The 1,902-nt window shown below is 59.9% G+C and carries 1 protein-coding gene; it reads left to right on the top strand.

Features of this window, described 5'->3' with window-relative positions; all coding sequences use genetic code 11:
- The coding region (locus DU29_RS0128990) for a polysaccharide deacetylase family protein (RefSeq protein ID WP_028624813.1) at positions 1–1,858 on the top strand (1,858 nt) is incomplete at its 5' end.
- Between the last annotated feature and the right edge of the window lie 44 nt (positions 1,859–1,902).

Genomic DNA, 1,902 nt, shown 5'->3' with positions numbered 1-1,902 from the left:
GGAATCCCTGGGCTATCGCGTCGACTATCTGCCCGCCGACAGCGCCATGCCGGATTACCGTTTCAGTGGCTTGTACGCTGGCGTGGTCACCTGGATGACCAGCGGCCCGCCGCAGGACAGCCCGGCGTTCAACCGCTGGATCAACGCGCGCCTGGACGAAAAAGTACCGGTGGTTTTTCTCGCTGGCCTGCCTGTTGAAGACAAGCTTTTGCTCAAGCGCATGGGCCTCAAGCGCGATGCGCCTCCGGGTACGCAAGTGCTGACCATCACGCATCAGGACAAGGCACTGTTGGGCGCTTTCGAAGCCCCGGTGCAGCCTCGCTCCCGTGATCTTACCGCTGTTTCAGTACTGCCCAACGGACCAACTGCCGCACTGACCCTGACCAATGAGGGCGGCGACATCTACAACCCGGTGGTCGTTGGCGAGTGGGGCGGTCTGGCCCTCGCGCCTTACGTCCTCGAAATGAACAACGAGCGCAGCCGTTGGATCCTCGACCCGTTCGCCTTTCTGCAAGCGAGCCTGCGTCTGCCAGTTCAGCCGCGCCCGGACACCACCACCGAAAACGGCCGCCGCATTGCTACCGTGCACATCGATGGCGACGGTTTCCCGTCCCGCGCTGAAGTGCGTGGCACGCCATACGCGGGTCGTCATACGCTGGAAGATTACATCAAGCCCAACCCTTTCCTGACGTCGGTGTCGATCGTCGAAGGCGAAATTTCCCCGCGCGGAGCCTTCCCGCATCTGGCGCGTGAGCTGGAGCCGATCGCTCGCGAGCTGTTCGCCAACCCGAAAGTGGAAGTGGCCACCCACACCTTCAGTCATCCGTTTTTCATGCAACCGGAACAGGCGCAGAAACGCGAGAACTTCAAACCTGAATACGGTTTGAACATGAAGATACCGGGCTACGACAAAATCGACTTTCATCGCGAGATCTTCGGTTCGCGCGACTACATCAACCAACAGCTCACCACCCCGGAAAAACCGGTGAAGATGGTGTTCTGGCCGGGCGATGCGCTGCCTTCCGCTGCCACTCTGAAACTGGCCTACGACGCTGGCCTGAAAAACGTCAACGGCGCCGAGACCATCATGACCAAAGCAGACCCGTCGCTGACCGGTCTGAATCCGCTGCTGCGTCCTACCGCAGGGGGGTTGCAGTACTACGCGCCGATCATCAACGAGAACCTCTACACCAACCTGTGGAAGGGCCCGTATTACGGTTTTCGCGACCTGATCGAAACCTTTGAGCTAACCGACAGCCCACGACGTCTGCGCGGCCTGCACCTTTATTACCACTTCTATTCCAGCACCAAGCAGGCCTCCATCAAGGCCATGCATGAGGTCTACGGCTTCATGCGCGAGCAACAGCCGATGTCGCTGTGGATGACCGATTACATCGATCGCTTGCACGGTTTGTATCAGGCCAGTCTGGCGCGTACTGCCGATGGTGCCTGGCAGATTCGCGGCATGGACGGGTTGCGCACCGTACGCCTCGACCCGCAAATGGGTTGGCCCGATCTGTTGCGTTCGCAAGGTGTTGCCGGCGTACGCGATTTGCCTCAGGGCCGCTATGTGAGCCTGAGCAGCGACCGCGCGTTGCTGGTTCTGCAATCTGAACGGGACAGCAGACCGGCGCTGGAAGAAGCCAATCTGCCGTTGAAGGACTGGCGGTATGTGGACGATCGTCGTGTGAGCTTTTCCTTTGCAGGTGAGTTCGACCTGACCTTCTCGGTGCGTTCGGCAAGTGCTTGCCGGGTGGAAGTGGATGGACAACGTTTTGCGGGCACGGCAGCCGCCGGTCTGTGGGTTTTCAAATTACCAATGAAGCAGGTGAGTAATGGTCAGCTCCTCTGCAACTAAAAGTAACCGCCTGCTCAATCCCTGGGCACTGGCGGTGGGGGCGG

It is taken from the genome of Pseudomonas sp. Ant30-3 (genome assembly GCF_000690905.1).
In the GTDB taxonomy this organism is placed as follows: domain Bacteria; phylum Pseudomonadota; class Gammaproteobacteria; order Pseudomonadales; family Pseudomonadaceae; genus Aquipseudomonas.
Note: the sequence above shows the minus strand (reverse complement) of the source record. Positions and strands in the feature narration are given on the sequence as shown.